Genomic DNA, 13,854 nt, shown 5'->3' on the forward strand with positions numbered 1-13,854 from the left:
ACACCTTGTGTCGCACATCCAGGGCGGTGTCGTCAAGTCCCGCTAGATTGACGATGTGAATCCGGCGACCGGGCCGGTGTCCTCCTCGCTAAGCAACCGGCGCAGTGCGAGCGCGAGACTGGACTCACCGACTTGGTCGAGGTCACTCAGCCTTATGTCGGTCACATCGATGAGGTCTGTGCCGAAATCTGTAGCTTGCTCACCCACCTGGGCTCCCTGGCTCCTCAAACATCTTGACGCCTACATCCTTCCATGTTATGAAGTCAACTTCGACCGTAGGCTAGACGGGGATGTTTGTAGCTATAAGGGAGTTTTGCTACCTGCGACTGCAGGGACTGAAGCTCCTTTTTGTATTTCGTTGTCACGAAAGTGTTCCAAGTTAAGCGAGCCGAATAGAAAGTTCTGTCCAACTGGCTTATAAACATTCAGTTAACCCAGCGCTAGCATGAGCGCAGAATCAGTCAGTGGAGGCGATCGCGTGTCTGTCGCGCACTCTTCCGGGGCGTCACGGGCGCCGGGACGGTCACCGGACGTATGGGGCAAGGTCCCGCAGCGGAACAAGAACTTCACCGGCAGAGACGATCTGCTCGAACAGCTGCGCAAGGGAGTCACCGCCGAGGTCACCGCGGTGGTCCCGCACGCCCTCCACGGACTGGGCGGCGTCGGCAAGACCCAGGTCGCCATCGAGTACGCCTACCGCTACAGATCCGCCTACGACCTCGTCTGGTGGGTCCCCGCCGACCAGCCCGTGCTGGTCCGCTCCTCCCTGGCCGGGCTCGCCCCCTATCTCGGCCTGCCCTCGGCGGCGACCACCGGCATCGAAGACGCGGCCACGGCGGTGCTCGACGCGCTGCGCCGCGGCGAGCCGTACGACAAGTGGCTGCTGATATTCGACAACGCCGACCAGCCCGAGGACCTCAACGAGATCGTGCCCCGGGGCCCGGGACACGTCCTGATCACCTCCCGCAACCACCGGTGGCAGGGCGTCGTCGACACCGTCGCCATCGACGTGTTCGGCCGCGAGGAGAGCATCGAGTTCCTGAGCAAGCGGGTGTCCAAGGCGATGAGCCGCCAGGAGGCGGACCGGCTGGCCGAGGAGCTCGGAGACCTGCCGCTGGCGCTGGAGCAGGCGGGCGCGCTCCAGGCCGAGACCGGCATGTCCGTCGACGAATACCTGCGGTTGCTCCACGAGCAGACGGCGCTGCTGCTGGCCGAGAGCAAGCCGTCCGACTATCCGGTGTCGATGACCGCCGCCTGGTCGCTGTCGGTGTCGCAGCTCATCTCCAAGATGCCCGAGGCGGTCGAGCTCCTGCGCTGCTGCGCCTTCTTCGGCCCCGAGCCCATACCCCGCGACGTGTTCGCGCCGCTGTCGGAGCAGGCCGAGGCCGAGTCCCGGCTCGGCGCGCTGCTGGGAAACCCCATCCTTGTCAGCCGGGCCATCCGCGAGCTCGGCCGCTACGCGCTGGTCCGTCTCGACTCCGTCAGCCGCACCATCCAGGTCCACCGGCTGGTCCAGGCCCTCCTGCGCGACGAGCTCAGCGAGCGCGACAGCACGAGCTTCCGGCACGAGGTGCACCTGCTGCTGGCCGCCGCCGCGCCCGAGGAGCCCGACGACAACACCGCCTGGCCCCGCTACTCCGAGCTGCTCGGTCACGTGACGCCCGCCCGCGTCGCCCAGAGCCGGGAGCCGCAGGTCCGCCGCTTCGTCCTCGACGTGGTGCGCTACCTCTACTCCTCCGGAGACTTCAGGTCGGCGCGGGTGCTCGTCGAGGGCCTCCTCGCCCAGTGGCGGGAAGACTCCAGCGACGACGACGAATACGTGCTCTCGGCCCAGCGGCACCTCGGCATCGTCGTGCGCGAGCTCGGCGAGTACCAGGCCGCCTATGACCTCAACCGGGTGACGCTCGCCCGCATGCTGGAGGTGCTGGGCCCGGAGCACGCCGAGACGCTGCTGCTCACCAACAGCTACGGCGCCGACATCCGGGCACGCGGCGAGTTCTCCGCCGCCCTGGAGCACGACAAGGAGTCCCTGCGCCAGCACGAGGCGGTGTTCGGGCCCGACCACCGGCGGACGCTGCGCGCGATGAACAACCTGAGCATCGACTATCTCCTGCTCGGCGACTACACCGCGACCCGCCAGCTGCTCGAGCGGACCTACATGGTGCAGAGCAGGGCCGGCTCCGGCTCCAGCAAGCAGAACATCCTCGCCTTCCGCAACGGCCTCGCCCGGGTGGTGCGGCTGAGCGGCGAATACTTCGAGGCCTGCGACCTGGGCGAGGACGCCCTGGAGTACGGCCTGCAGGAGCTCGGCGCCGACCATCCCTGGACGCTGCGCACCGCCAAGGACCTGTCCATCGCCAAGCGCCGGGCCGGAGCGATCGACGAGGCGCTGGAGCTGGCGGAGAGCACCTTCGAGCGGCAGGAGCGCATCTTCGGCCGGGACCACCCCGACACCCTCGCGGCGGCCCTGTGCCTGGCCAACGCGCTGCGGGCCGGCGGGCGCACCGGCGAGGCCCTCGACCTCCTCCGTGACACCTCCACCCGCTACCCGGCGATGTACGGCGAGGACCACCCCTTCAACTACGGGTGCGCCACCAACCTCGCGCTGCTGCTACGGGTCCACGGAGACGCCGAGCAGGCCCGGCAGCTCGACGAGATATCGCTGGAAGGACTCAACCGGACGCTCGGCGTGGACCACCACTACTCGCTGACCTGCGCCATCAATCTCGCCAGCGACCTCGCGGTCCTCGGCGACAGCGCCGCCGCGCTCGTCATGAGCCAGGACACCCTCGTCCGGCTGCGCGAGGTCCTCGGCGTCGACCACCCGCTGACCCTGGCCTGCGCCACCAACCTGGTCCAGGACCTGCGGGCGGAGCGGAGGGACGACGAGGCGGACGTCCTGTGGGCCGACACCTTCGAGCGCTACCACCGGGTGCTGGGGCAGAACCACCCCGACGTCATCGTGGCGGCCCGCAACGACCGCCTCGACTTCGACTTCGACCCGCCGGCGATCTAGCCGTTGCGCTCGACCCACCGGTCGTGATGGCGCCGGCCCGCCTCGCGGGCCAGCGCCAGGGCCTCGGCCGGGACGGGCTCGGCCGCGCACCCGTCCAGCCGGGCGACCATGCCGGCCAGGAAGATCTCTCCCGCCGCGGTCAGCCGCCCGCTGCCCTCCAGCGTCCCGCAGACCATGCGCGCCGCCTCGCGCCACTGCGCGAACTCGGCGCTCGCCAGGACGGCGGCCTTGCCGCTCTCGTGCGCGCGCTGGCGCCGCCAGAACTCGGTGACGCCGAGGTAGGCGTAGGCCCCCTGGAGCAGCCCGCCCAGCGGCCGGGGGTCGTCGCGCCAGGGCGCGTAGTGCCGGGAGCCGTCGTCGGGCAGCAGCATCGTGACGACGTCGAGCAGGGCCGAGAGCTTGGCGTGCTGGATCTCGTGGGCGAGCGTCACCGCGAGCGAGCATCCGTCCAGCGGCTCCGACAGCGCCACGCAGCCGAAGGTCTCGCGGGAGGACGCGCTCGACTGCCCCCCGCTCTCGGGGGCCATCGGCGCGAACACGGAGGCCACCGTGGCGGTCTCGTCGGCCACCGTCGTATGGTGCCGGACGAGCAGCTCCCAGGCCGAGTCCAGGGTGGACTGCCAGTACGACACCTGCGTCGGGCCGAGCCGGCCGCTCAGGTCGGCCGAGCCCGGCATGCGGTAGGGGTCGAGGTCGTCGACCAGCACCCGCAGGCGCCTGCCGCCGGACTCGGACTCCAGCGCCCGCAGGGGCAGCCACCCGGGCGTCTCGGCGCCGGACGGGGAGATCTCGATCCGGAAGCCCTCCGCCGTGACCTCTGCCCCGCCCCCGGCGCACCGGACCGTCGCGGCGGCGGCGCCGCCGGGCAGGAGGACCTGCCCCACCGAGGGGAGGGTGAGGACCGCGTCCGTCACGGGCACCTCGACCGTGCAGGCCGTACCGGCCCGCAGCGCGGCGGCGGCGGCCAGCGCCCCGAGCTGTCCGGGCACGGCCGGGCCGCCGGACTCCGACAGCCTCCTGACGGTGTGCCGGGCCCACGCCCCGACCGACGGGTAGCGCAGCACCGCGTCGACGGCCTCCGGATGTCCGGCCTGGAGGGCCGTGAGGATGTCGTAGCCGCGGCGCGCGGCGTCCGCCTGGGGATGCCCGGCCGCCCGCGCGGTGTCCACGACCCCGCGCACGAGCAGCACGTGCTTGCTGTACTGGGTGGCCGCGAGCAGGCGCGCCGCGGCCGCGCCCCCCGCGCCCGCCGACAGCTCGGAGAAGGTGTCCGCCGGAATCCGGTGCTCGCGGAGGTTCATCGGGATCCTTTCAGCGTGGACACATCAGTTGCGACGGCTCGCCTGATGTGGGTGATGAGGCGCAGGAGGTCGGGACTGTAGACCGAGGGGTTGGCGAAGCCGCTGCCGGCGCGGTAGCGGTGGGCGTAGAGGCCGCCGCCGCACACGCGGGCCACCGGACAGGCCGCGCACTGCGGCGCCAGGGCCAGCTCGCCGATCTGGCGCGCGGCGACGGAGGGGAGCGTCAGCGCCGCGTCGAAGGGGTCACGGGTGACGTGCAGCCCGGTGGAGGCCGCGCCGTCGTAGGCGGACTTGAGGATGTCGGACTGCTCGATCCCGCCGTCGGTCTCGACGACCACCGTCCCCACCGGGGAGAGCCCCACCTGCTCGTTGGCGGAGGCTCCGCCCAGCAGCAGGTGCATGATCTCGCCGAAGAGCCGGACCCGGGTCTGCGGGCGGGGAGATCCGTACCACCGGTCGAAGACGGCGATCAGCCAGTCGGCGTACGGCGTGGCGTCCGAGCCCGGCACGCGGCCGGGCGGGGGAGCGGACCAGTTGCCGTGGGGGAGGAGGAAATCCACGGCCGGCGGATCGAAAGCGACAAGCGCCTCATAGGTCGCGATCGGGTCGTTGCGCAGGTCGACGGCGCACAGCAGCCCGGCGAACAGGTGCCGGAAGGGGGCGGAGGACAGGCGGCCCAGGGCGGCGGCGACCGCCGCGTGGCTGCCCTCGCCGTTGGGGCGCCGCCTGCTCCTGTCGTGCATCTGCGCGTCGCCGTCGAGGCTGACCCCGACCCGCACGTCCAGCTCGTCGAAGAGCCGGAGGTAGGCGGTGTCGAGCAGAGTCGCGTTGGTCTGGAGGCTGACGTCGACGCGGCTGCCGGGGCCGACCGCGGAACGGATCGAGGAGACCGCCTCCCGGATCGGCTCCCGGCCGGCGAGCAGCGGCTCGCCGCCGTGCAGGATCACCTCGACCGAGGGCAGCGCGTGCGCGTGGACGTGCTCGGCGATCCGGGCGGCGACCGCGGCCACGATCTCCGGGGACATCTGGCGGGGACGCGAGCGCCAGCTCTGGTCCGCCATCTCGTACATGTAGCAGTAGTCGCACGCGAGGTCGCACCGGCTGTGGATCTTGAGGATGAACTGCCGGAACGGGGTGGGGCGCCAGCCACCCGCCATCAGCTCCGTCACGTCGAGGGTGGACGGCCATTCGGGCACAGACGAGCCTCCACGCTGAGACCGGATGTGTAACCCGCCGTGACGGGAGAGATCAGCATAGCGAAGCCCTCCCGGCGTTCCCGGTATTTCGCCGATGCCGCTCCCCGGCCCCGTCCGGCGGCGGTGTGGCCGCTCCGGGTGGCGCGACGGGCCTGCGGCGGTGTGGCCGGTCCGGGTGGGACGGCCGGTCTGGACGGGACGGTTGGTCGCTAGTCGACCTCTGCGCTGCCGTTCACGCGGAGCTTGCGGCGGGCGCGCTCGTAGAAGCTCGTGGTGCCCAGCCGCACGACCCAGGCGAAGGCGCGGATCGCGGTGACGGTGACCTGGTCGCCGGGCGACAGATGGGCGCCGATCGCCCCGTCCACCTCCATCGCCAGCCGGCCGCTGGTCGGGAGGACCTCCAGGTCGACCCGCTCGTCGGCGGAGAGCACCAGGGCCCGGTTGAACGCCGAGTGGGCCGCCGCGGGCACGACCAGGAACCCCTCGACCGTCGGGGAGACGATCGGGCCGCCTGCGGAGAAGCTGTAGGCGGTCGACCCCGTGGGGGTCGCGACGATGACGGCGTCGGCCGCGTAGCGGACGAAGGGGTGCCTCTCCACCGTGATCGCCACCGCCGACAGCCCGTCGCCGGGGGTGCGCACCAGGGCGATGTCGTTGAAGGCGGTCACCGTCTCGCCCGAGGGCAGGGTGACCCGTACCGCCATGCGGGGCTCGACGGTGTAGTGGTGGTTGTCGATGGCCGACAGTGCGGAGGACAGTTCGTCGACGTCGATCTCGGCGAGGAAGCCCAGCTTGCCGAGGTTCACGCCGAGGATGGGGGTGGGCCGCCCGGCGATGAGCCGCATGGTGCGCAGCATGGTGCCGTCGCCCCCCAGGCTGACGAGCAGGTCGGCACGGTCCACCAGGGTCTCGACGTCGACCGGCACCGCGCTGCAGTCGATGCGCCCGACCTCGTCGGGCAGGCCGTACACGGTCACGCCGTGCAGGCGGGCCCACTCCACGATCGTGTCGATGGCCACCTTGGAGTCACGTTGCGGGTGCAGCACCAGCCCCACCGTTTCGACCATCCCCATGCCGCCACTGTACGGCGCGCCGCCGGGTGCCGGTCCCCCCGCCCGGACCGTACCGGCGGCCGGTCTCAGCTCTGGCGTTCCGCCTTCATCCGCGCCTCGTAGATATGGCGGCGGCCGCCGGCCAGCTCGTCCCTGATCCGCTTCTCCAGCCCGGCGAAGAAGCGGTAGTAGCCGTCGTCGTACTCCTCCACGATCTGGAAGGTCCACCGGTCGGGCAGCACGTTGCGGCCGATCAGCTCGTCGGCCACGACGTCGGCCAGGTCGCTGTGGCCCGCGGCGCGCAGCAGCTCCACGGCCCGGTCGAGCTGCAGGTCGGCATGGCCGGTGAGCTGGTGGAAGGAGTAGAGGTGGCCGCGGGCCCGCTCCGTCGTCTCCAGTGCCTCGGAGAGCCTGCCCAGCGCTTCGGCGGTCGTGTCGTCGATGTCGGGAGCCGAGCGTTCGGCCGTCCGTCCGTCAATGGTCACATGCCCTCCTCAGAACGGCCCCCGCCGATCCGGGCAGGGGCACGGCCTCGGTGGTCGCGGGCCGGACAGGCCCGCCCGGCCCGCGACCACCGGGACCGGACTCGGTCACCGCCGCCTTCCGGTCTCCAAGCTGCGGAAACCTCTGTCTACCCACGCTGGGGGCAGTGAATCGCCGGAGCCGGGCGCGGCCGCGGCGACCGGCGGCCACGGCCCGCCCGCGCGGGGCCCGCGGAGTTCTCCCTCGTGCTGACTGGCCGTGCGACACCACGGCCCGCCCGCGCGGGGGCCGTGCGCGGGGCCCGGGGGAACACCCCGGCCGTCGCGATCGTTCTTCTATGTGTCACTCCCCTCTCCGCGGGCACATGTCCGGCAGCCGAGCACTGGGAGCGTGGATCATGACAGTCACCGGCATCATCACCGCCATCGTCATCGGAGCGATCATCGGCGCCCTGGGCCGTCTGGTCGTGCCGGGACGGCAGAGCATCCCGATCTGGCTCACCGTCGTGATCGGCATCATCGCGGCCCTCATCGGCACCGCGATCGCCGGCGCGCTGGGGGTGGGCGTCACGCGGGGAATCGACTGGATCGAGCTGGCCATCCAGGTCGTCCTGGCCGCCGTGGGCGTCTTCCTGGCGGCCAGCATGTACAGCAGACGCGGGCTCCGCTAGCCGTGTCGACCGCGGGTGTCGTCGACGGCAGAGCCTGATCGACAGCGGAGACCTCCGTACGCGCCGAAGGAGCCTGGACTCCACACCGCGTACGGAGGTCTCCGCGTTTCCGCGTCCCGGCCGGGCGGGACCGGTCCGGGCCGGAGAAGAAGACGGATCGCCGGGAAGGCCGCAGACGGGCATGGCCTCCGCAGCAACCGACAAAACTCAGTTATTAACTCCTATTCTGTCATTTCATGGTAATAGCGATATTCGCTTTTTACTGAATTATTTTTAATGCTTGACAGGCCATTTAATTGAACTCCAAAATTGGTCCTGTTCGCGATGACGGTCCGTGTCCGGATTCCGTTCCAGGAGTGGGAAAACCTGCGGATCCGGTGACGGTTGATCCGGCGAATTCCCATTTCCCGATTCAAACCTTCAGTTCCTCCCTTTCGACACGAGTGCAGACAGGTGGTGGGTTGTGACGGAGATCGATGCCGGCAGGGCGCAGTTGAGCCTGGGGACGGCCGCGGCGCGCAATCTCGCGACGACGACCAAGACAGTGCCGCAGATGCAGGAGATCTCCTCGCGGTGGCTGCTCCGGGTGCTGCCGTGGGTGCAGGTGTCGGGCGGCACCTACCGGGTGAACCGGCGGCTGAGCTACACCGTCGGCGACGGCCGGGTCAGCTTCACCACCACCGGATCGCAGGTGAGGGTCGTCCCGGCCGAGCTGTGCGAGCTGCCGACGCTGCGTCACTTCGACGACTCCGATGTCCTGGAGGCGCTGGGGGAGCGGTTCACGCAGCGGGAGTTCGCGGCCGGGGAGGTGCTGGTGCAGGCGGGCCGGCCAGCCGACGAGGTGGTGCTCATCGCCCACGGCAAGCTCAACAAGGTCGGCACCGGCCCCTACGGCGACCAGGTCGTCCTGGGGGTGCTGGCCGGCGGCGACCATTTCGGCGACGAGACGCTGGCGGCCTCGCAGGGGGACTCACAGGGGGAGTGGGAGTTCACCGTCCAGGCGATCACCGCGGGGACCGCGATGATCCTGCCCCGGCAGGCGTTCCGTGAGCTGGTCGACCAGTCCGAAACGCTCCAGGCCCACCTGCGCCAGGTCCAGGCCGCTCCCAAGGGGCCACAGAACAAGTACGGCGAGGCCGCCATCGAGACGGTGGCGGGCCATGTGGGGGAGCCCGACCTGCCGGGCACGTTCGTCGACTACGAGCTCGCGCCCCGGGAGTACGAGCTGAGCGTCGCGCAGACCGTGCTGCGGGTCCACAGCCGGGTGGCCGACCTCTACAACGACCCGATGGACCAGATCGAGCAGCAGCTCCGGCTGACGATCGAGGCGCTGCGGGAGCGGCAGGAGCACGAGCTGATCAACAACCGTGAGTTCGGGCTGCTGCACAACGCCGACCTCAAGCAGCGGATCCACACGCGGACCGGGCCGCCCACCCCCGACGACCTCGACGAGCTGATCAGCCGCCGGAGGAACACGCAGTTCATCCTCGCCCACCCCTACGCCATCGCCGCCTTCGGCCGGGAGTGCAACCGCCGCGGGCTCTACCCGCTCGGCATCGACGTCGGCGGCGGCACCGTGCCCGCCTGGCGCGGTATCCCGATCTTCTCCTGCAACAAGATCCCCATCTCCGGCACCCGCACCACGTCGATCCTCGCCATGCGGACCGGGGAGGACAACCAGGGCGTCGTCGGCCTGCACCAGACCGGCATCCCGGACGAATACCAGCCGAGCCTGTCGGTCCGGTTCATGGGCATCAGCGAGAAGGCGATCATCTCCTACCTGGTCAGCGCCTACTACTCCGCCGCCGTCCTGGTCCCCGACGCCCTCGGCATTCTCGAAGACGTCGAGCTCGGCCACTGAGGACGGGCACCCGCGGCTCTCCGGACCCCCGGTCCGGGCCCGGCCGCCGCACATGATCTTTCGATGGGGGCCGGGGCGCCGTCCTGTCCCCCTCGCGCCCGGCGCCCTCACCGGCGCCGGGCCCGGCCACAGAGCGAGGAGACGGGGAACATGACCGCGGTTGAGGTTACGGCCGGGGGGCGATCGGCGCGCGAGGTGCTGGCCTGGAGCCGCGAGCTGGTCGAGTCCGCCCTGCGGCCGGCGGCCGACACGCTGCCCCCATCGATGCGGCGCATCGCCGGCTACCACTTCGGGTGGTGGGACGAGCATGGCGGGCAGACCGTGGCGGACGGCGGCAAGGCCATCCGTCCCGCGCTGGTGCTGCTGGCGGCCGAGGCCGTGGGGGGAGGCGCCGCCGCGGCGCTGCCCGCCGCGGCCGCCGTCGAGCTGGCGCACAACTTCTCCCTCCTGCACGACGACGTGATGGACGGTGACCGGACCCGCCGCCACCGTCCCACGGCCTGGACCGTCTTCGGCGTCAGCCCGGCGATCCTGGCCGGTGACGCCCTGCTGACACTGGCCTTCGACGTGCTCGCCGCGGGCGGGCACCCGGCGGCCCCACAGGCGACGCGGATCTTCGGCGCCGCGGTCCAGGAGCTGCTGGAGGGCCAGCACGCCGACGTCGCCTTCGAACGGCGCCAGAACGTCGAGCTCGCCGAGTGCCTGAGCATGGCGGCCGGCAAGACGGGCGCCCTGCTGGGGTGTGCCTGCGCGCTCGGCGCGCTGCTCGGCGGGGGGAGCCTGGAACAGATCGAGCACCTGCACGCCTTCGGCAGGGACCTGGGGCTGGCGTTCCAGCTCGTCGACGACCTCCTGGGCATCTGGGGGGATCCGGCGGCGACCGGCAAGCCGGTCTACTCCGACCTGCGCAGCCGTAAGAAGTCCCTGCCGGTCGTGGCCGCGCTCGCCTCCGCGACGCCGGCCGGACGGGAGCTGGCCCTGCTCTATCACGGAGAGCGCCCCCTGTCCGACGCCGATCTGGTCCGCGCCGCCGAGCTCATCGACGCCGTCGGCGGACGTGCCTGGAGCCAGTCGCAGGCCGACGAGCTGCTGACCCGGGCGCTGCGCCGGCTGCGGTCGGCCGGGTCGGTGCCGGGACCGGTCGCCGAGCTGAGCGCGCTGGCCCGGCTCGTCACCCACCGCGATCACTGATCGGCCTGGCGCGCGGCCGGGGCCGGGGCCAGGCGCTCTCCGGAGAGGAGGGCGTCGCGGGATCCAGGCGGGGTGCTCTCCGGAGGGGAGGGCGTCAGACGAAGGCGCCCACGCCGGTGATCGCACGGCCCACGATCAGACTGTTGATCTCACGGGTGCCCTCGTAGGAGTAGATGGCCTCGGAGTCGGCCACGAACCGGCCCATGCCGTAGTCGAGCACGATCCCGTTGCCGCCCATGATCTCCCGGCCCCAGCCCACCGCCTCGCGCATCCGCACGGTGCAGAACGCCTTGGCCATGGCCGAGTGCTCGTCCTTGTAGACGCCCGCGTCCTGGAGCTGGGCCAGCCGCACCACCATGCCCAGCGAGCAGGTGACGTTGCCGAGCATCCGCACCAGCAGGTCCTGCACGAGCTGGAAGCCCGCGATCGGCCGGCCGAACTGCTCACGCGTCCTGGAATACTCCAGCGCCAGCTCGTAGGCGCCCATCATGCAGCCCACCGCCTGCCAGGCGACCCCGCCCCGGGTCTGCCGCAGGATCGTCGCGGTGTCGCGGAAGCCGCCGGCGTTCTGCAGCCGGTTCTCCTCGGGCACCAGGCAGTCCGTCAGCGTGATGTCGGCGTTCTGGACCGTCCGGAGCGCGATCTTGTTCTCGATCGTCGTGGCGGAGAACCCGGGCGTCCCCTTCTCCACCACGAACCCCTTGACCTGGCCGTCGGCCTCGTCCTTGGCCCAGACCACGATCAGGTCGGCGAAGGTGGCGTTGCCGATCCACCGTTTGGCCCCGTTGAGCACCCACACGTCGCCCTCGCGCCGGGCCGTGGTGCGCAGCCCCGCCGCGACGTCGGAGCCGCCGTCGGGCTCGGTCAGGGCGAACGCCCCGATCTTCTCCATCGAGGCCATCGCGGGCAGCCACCGCTCCCGCTGCCCGGCCGAGCCCAGCCGGTCGACGCTCCCCATCGCCAGCCCGTTGTGCACGCCGAAGAACGTCCCCATCGAGGGGTCCACCCGGTTCATCTCCAGCACCACGAACCCGGTCAGCAGGCTCCGCGCCCCCCGGTACGGCAGGCCCGCGATGTCCAGCTTCGCCAGCTCCGGGATGAGGTGATGGGGGAAGCGGGCGTTGGTCCACGCCTCGTCCGCGATGGGCGCGACCTCCCGCGCCATGAACTCCCGCACCCGCAGGACGATCTCCTTCTCGTCCTCCTCCAGCAGCTCGGAGTAGTCGTAGAAGTCACCCGTCGTCATCGTCGCAGTCCCCCTCAGGTCCGTGTGCCGGGCCATCTGCCCAGGGACCCGGGGGTCAACCCGTGACCCGTCTCACAGGCCGGACGACTTGCGGAGGGACTCGGCGAGGTCGAGCAGGTGGAGAGGGTCGGTCGCGGTGTGCTGGAGGTCGAGGAAGATCTCGTGCACGCCGGCCCCGGCGAGGGCTCCCAGGTGCTCGGCGAGCTGCTCCAGGGTCCCGCTTCTCGGCGGCGCGGCCCCGGCGGGGGACTCGACGACGATCGGGTTGGCCCGCACGACGACGCGCACCCCGTCCGGGTCGCGCCCGCTCTGCTCGGCCGACTCCCTGACCGTGTCCCACATGCCCATGAGCACCGGCGGGGGCACGGAGGCCGCGAGCCATCCGTCGGCGCGGCGGCCGACGCGGGCCAGCGCCGCTGGTGAGAAGCCGGCGAGGTAGACAGGGGGACGGGGCCGCTGCGCGGGCTTGGGGAGGATGTGGCTCGGCGCGATGTCCCAGCGCGGACCGGTGACGCTTACCGGGTCGTCGCGCCAGACGGCCTCCAGGGCGTCGAGCGTGGCGTCGAACAGCGCGGCGCGGCCCCGCCAGGGCACGCCGGCCGCGGCGTACTCGTCACTGGACCAGCCGAGCCCCAGCCCCACGTCCAGGCGGCCGCCGCTGAGCCGGTCGATGGTGGTCAGCGAGCGGGCCAGCAGCGCCGGCGGGTACCAGTTGGCGTTCAGCGCGCTGGTGCCCAGGCGGACCCGTGAGGTGACGGCGGCCGCGGTCGACAGGACCGCGAACGGGTCGAGGAACGTGCGGTGCGCGGGCGGGATCGTGCCGTCGCCGCCGGGGTAGCGGTCCGCGGGGTCCAGTGGCGTCAGCAGCCGGTCGCCCACCCACAGGCTCGCGAAGCCCCGGGCCTCGGCCTCCCGCGCGACCGTGACGAGCGCCTCCCCGTCGGCAAAGCGGCCGTACTGCGGCAGCGCCAGACCTAGACGGACGGGCATCAGGGCTTCCTTCCCACGCCGCACATGATCAGCGCCTGTGAGGGGTCGTCGTGGGGCGGCTGCCCGTCCGGCCGCCATTCGGGCAGCCAGACGAGCCCCGGATCCATCAGCTCGAACCCGTCGAACAGGTTGAGGATCTCCTGGCGGGAGCGGAGGACGAGCGGCGAGTTGGCGCGCTCGTAGACCTTGGTGCCCCTGTCCACGGCCTCGGCCCGGGACTCGCGGGTGCCGTGGGAGAGGACCAGATAGCTGCCGGGCGGCATGGCGTCGCGTAGCGTGGCCACGATGCGCCGGGGGTCGTCGGACTCGGTGATGAAGTGCATGATCGCCACGAGCAGCACGGCGACGGGCTTGGAGAAGTCGAGGTGGTCCTGGATCTCCGGGGACTTGAGGATCTCCTCCGGCTGGCGCAGGTCACCCGAGGTGACCATGACCTCGTCCCGGGTGCCGCGCAGGAGGGCTCTGGCGTGCACGAGGACGATCGGGTCGTTGTCGACGTAGGCGACGCGCGCGTCCGGTGTCACCTGGTGCGCCACCTCGTGGACGTTGCCCCGGGTGGGCAGCCCGGTGCCGATGTCCAGGAACTGCTCGATCCCCGCCTCCGCCAGGGACCTGACGGCCCGGCCGAGGAAGGCGCGGTTCTCCCGGGCGGCCATGCGCAGCTCCGGGGCGATCGAGAGGATCTCCTCGGCGGCGGCGCGGTCGGCCGCGAAGTTGTCCTTGCCGCCGAGGTAGTAGTCGTACAGCCTGGCGACGCTTGGAGTGTTGACGTCGATCCCCCGCCGCGTCCACTCGTCTTCCGCCATGTTCGCCCCTCGCCTGAACAGTCGTGAAGATCCTTATCCTGA

General features: G+C 71.3%; 12 protein-coding genes. 4 read left to right on the plus strand and 8 right to left on the minus strand.

Annotated features, from left to right (window positions below; all coding sequences use genetic code 11):
- Positions 1-42 precede the first annotated feature (42 nt).
- Positions 43-207, minus strand: a complete 165-nt coding sequence (gene fxsA, locus J2S55_RS48385) for an FxSxx-COOH cyclophane-containing RiPP peptide (RefSeq protein WP_370879707.1) — start codon at positions 205-207, stop codon at positions 43-45.
- Between the two features lie 271 nt (positions 208-478).
- On the opposite strand from fxsA, the gene fxsT reads away from it, so the two are divergent.
- A complete protein-coding gene (gene fxsT / locus J2S55_RS28515; protein WP_306867195.1) occupies positions 479-3,016 on the plus strand; it encodes an FxSxx-COOH system tetratricopeptide repeat protein in 2,538 nt (845 codons plus the stop codon).
- On the opposite strand, the gene J2S55_RS28520 is transcribed toward fxsT, so the two are convergent.
- From J2S55_RS28520 to J2S55_RS28535, 4 genes are all read right to left on the minus strand, one after another.
- Entirely contained in the window at positions 3,013-4,317 is a 1,305-nt protein-coding gene (locus J2S55_RS28520; RefSeq protein WP_306867198.1) for an HEXXH motif domain-containing protein, read from the minus strand. The genes fxsT and J2S55_RS28520 overlap by 4 nt on opposite strands.
- Positions 4,314-5,513 (minus strand): FxsB family cyclophane-forming radical SAM/SPASM peptide maturase, encoded by a 1,200-nt coding sequence (locus J2S55_RS28525; protein WP_306867201.1) that lies wholly within the window; start codon positions 5,511-5,513, stop codon positions 4,314-4,316. The genes J2S55_RS28520 and J2S55_RS28525 overlap by 4 nt, the downstream gene beginning before the upstream one ends.
- Positions 5,514-5,722: 209 nt before the next feature.
- On the minus strand, positions 5,723-6,586 hold the full coding sequence (locus tag J2S55_RS28530) for an NAD(+)/NADH kinase (protein ID WP_306867205.1): 864 nt from the start codon (positions 6,584-6,586) through the stop codon (positions 5,723-5,725).
- Between the two features lie 65 nt (positions 6,587-6,651).
- Entirely contained in the window at positions 6,652-7,050 is a 399-nt protein-coding gene (locus tag J2S55_RS28535) for a hypothetical protein (protein ID WP_306867207.1), read from the minus strand.
- Positions 7,051-7,445: 395 nt separating this feature from the next.
- Here J2S55_RS28535 and J2S55_RS28540 point away from each other — a divergent pair, with 395 nt between their 5' ends.
- The 3 genes from J2S55_RS28540 to J2S55_RS28550 all read left to right on the plus strand — a co-directional run bounded on the left by J2S55_RS28540 (position 7,446) and on the right by J2S55_RS28550 (position 10,770).
- Entirely contained in the window at positions 7,446-7,718 is a 273-nt protein-coding gene (locus tag J2S55_RS28540; protein WP_306867210.1) for a GlsB/YeaQ/YmgE family stress response membrane protein, read from the plus strand.
- A gap of 463 nt (positions 7,719-8,181) precedes the next feature.
- Positions 8,182-9,579 carry a family 2B encapsulin nanocompartment shell protein gene (locus J2S55_RS28545; protein ID WP_306867213.1) on the plus strand — a complete coding sequence of 466 codons (1,398 nt, stop codon included), beginning with the start codon at positions 8,182-8,184 and terminating at the stop codon, positions 9,577-9,579.
- A 150-nt stretch (positions 9,580-9,729) separates the two neighbouring features.
- Positions 9,730-10,770, plus strand: a complete 1,041-nt coding sequence (locus J2S55_RS28550) for a family 2 encapsulin nanocompartment cargo protein polyprenyl transferase (protein WP_306867216.1) — start codon at positions 9,730-9,732, stop codon at positions 10,768-10,770.
- A 94-nt stretch (positions 10,771-10,864) separates the two neighbouring features.
- Here J2S55_RS28550 and J2S55_RS28555 read toward each other — a convergent pair whose 3' ends face one another.
- The 3 genes from J2S55_RS28555 to J2S55_RS28565 all read right to left on the minus strand — a co-directional run bounded on the left by J2S55_RS28555 (position 10,865) and on the right by J2S55_RS28565 (position 13,812).
- A complete protein-coding gene (locus tag J2S55_RS28555; protein ID WP_306867219.1) occupies positions 10,865-12,016 on the minus strand; it encodes an acyl-CoA dehydrogenase family protein in 1,152 nt (383 codons plus the stop codon).
- A gap of 72 nt (positions 12,017-12,088) precedes the next feature.
- Positions 12,089-13,006: a TIGR03619 family F420-dependent LLM class oxidoreductase gene (locus J2S55_RS28560; protein ID WP_306867222.1), complete on the minus strand. Its 918-nt coding sequence runs from the start codon at positions 13,004-13,006 to the stop codon at positions 12,089-12,091.
- Positions 13,006-13,812 carry an SAM-dependent methyltransferase gene (locus J2S55_RS28565; RefSeq protein WP_306867225.1) on the minus strand — a complete coding sequence of 269 codons (807 nt, stop codon included), beginning with the start codon at positions 13,810-13,812 and terminating at the stop codon, positions 13,006-13,008. Before J2S55_RS28565 ends, J2S55_RS28560 begins: the two co-directional genes overlap by 1 nt.
- Positions 13,813-13,854: the final 42 nt, after the last annotated feature.

It is taken from the genome of Streptosporangium brasiliense, assembly GCF_030811595.1.
GTDB classification, from domain to species: domain Bacteria; phylum Actinomycetota; class Actinomycetes; order Streptosporangiales; family Streptosporangiaceae; genus Streptosporangium; species Streptosporangium brasiliense.

Excerpts from the sequence above, each read along its gene's own strand:
- J2S55_RS28520 (WP_306867198.1), bottom strand. The coding sequence starts at position 4,317 with ATGAACCTCCGCGAGCACCGGATTCCGGCGGACACCTTCTCCGAGCTG.
- J2S55_RS28530 (WP_306867205.1), bottom strand. The coding sequence starts at position 6,586 with ATGGGGATGGTCGAAACGGTGGGGCTGGTGCTGCACCCGCAACGTGAC.
- J2S55_RS28540 (WP_306867210.1), top strand. The coding sequence starts at position 7,446 with ATGACAGTCACCGGCATCATCACCGCCATCGTCATCGGAGCGATCATC.
- J2S55_RS28550 (WP_306867216.1), top strand. The coding sequence starts at position 9,730 with ATGACCGCGGTTGAGGTTACGGCCGGGGGGCGATCGGCGCGCGAGGTG.
- J2S55_RS28555 (WP_306867219.1), bottom strand. The coding sequence starts at position 12,016 with ATGACGACGGGTGACTTCTACGACTACTCCGAGCTGCTGGAGGAGGAC.
- J2S55_RS28560 (WP_306867222.1), bottom strand. The coding sequence starts at position 13,006 with ATGCCCGTCCGTCTAGGTCTGGCGCTGCCGCAGTACGGCCGCTTTGCC.
- J2S55_RS28565 (WP_306867225.1), bottom strand. The coding sequence starts at position 13,812 with ATGGCGGAAGACGAGTGGACGCGGCGGGGGATCGACGTCAACACTCCA.